We start from the raw sequence: 1,241 nt of genomic DNA, 5'->3' as shown, positions 1-1,241 counted from the left end.
CACCAGGGCGATTTCCGCAAGATCGTTCAAGGCGTCAATGACACGCTCGATGCCGTGATTGGCCCGCTCAATGTGGCCGCCAAATATGTCGAGTTGATCGCCATCGGCGACACCCCCAAACCCATCACCGACTCCTACAACGGCGACTTCAATACCCTCAAAAACAACCTCAATGCCTGCATTGAGGCCACCAACCAACAAGCCGCCGCCGCACAATCCATCTCCAAAGGGGATTTGTCGGTATCGGTCAAGGTGCGCTCAGACAACGACATCTTGGCCAAGAGCTTGCTTGATGTGGTGCATGCCGTGGGAGCCTTGGTGGCCGACGCCAACATGCTGTCGCAGGCCACTCTGGAGGGCAAACTCTCCGTGCGGGCCGATGCAGCCAAACACCTGGGCGATTTCCGCAAGGTCATCCAAGGCATCAATGCCACGCTGGAGTCGGTGGTGGTGCCCGTCAACGAAGTCATGGCCGTGCTCGGTGGTGTGGCCCAAGGCGACCTGACACGCAATGTCGAAGGCAACTACCAAGGTGACCTGCGTGAACTGAAAAACATGGTCAACAACGCGGTCAGCAAGATGGCCAGTGTGATTGCCGAAGTGCTCACGGCCACCGAGGCGCTGTCCAACGCGTCCGAGCAGGTCAGTGCCACCGCACAATCGCTGTCGCAAGCGTCCAGCGAGCAAGCCGCCAGCGTGGAGCAGACCAGTGCTTCGATTGAGCAGATGACCTCCTCGATCTCCCAAAACACGGAAAACGCCAAGGTCACCGATGGCATGGCCAGCCAAGCGGCCAAGCAAGCCAGCGAGGGGGGAGAATCGGTGGCAGCGACGGTGGCGGCGATGAAGCAGATTGCCAAGAAAATTGGCATCATTGACGACATTGCCTACCAGACCAATTTGCTGGCACTCAATGCGGCCATTGAGGCCGCACGGGCAGGCGAGCATGGCAAGGGGTTTGCGGTGGTGGCGGCGGAGGTGCGCAAGTTGGCGGAGCGCAGCCAAGTGGCGGCGCAAGAAATTGGCGAAGTGGCGGGCTCTAGCGTGGATTTGGCCGAGAAGGCGGGCAAGCTGCTAGATGAGATTGTGCCCAGCATCAAGAAGACCTCGGACTTGGTGCAAGAGATCACGGCGGCCTCGGAGGAGCAATCTTCTGGGGCGGGGCAAATCAATTCGGCCATCAGCCAGTTGAGCCAAACCACGCAACAGAATGCGTCCAGCTCGGAGGAGTTGGCGGCTAC

1 protein-coding gene is annotated in these 1,241 nt (G+C 59.5%); it reads left to right on the top strand.

The window, feature by feature from the left end:
- On the top strand, positions 1-1,241 hold a 1,241-nt coding region (locus ACFO6X_RS15825), incomplete at both ends, for a methyl-accepting chemotaxis protein (protein ID WP_382434981.1).

Origin of the sequence: Giesbergeria sinuosa, from assembly GCF_042652905.1 — a bacterium.
GTDB classification, from domain to species: Bacteria; Pseudomonadota; Gammaproteobacteria; order Burkholderiales; family Burkholderiaceae_C; genus Simplicispira; species Simplicispira sinuosa.
The sequence above is the reverse complement of the archived record's forward strand: the minus strand, read 5'-3'. Positions and strand labels throughout refer to the sequence as shown.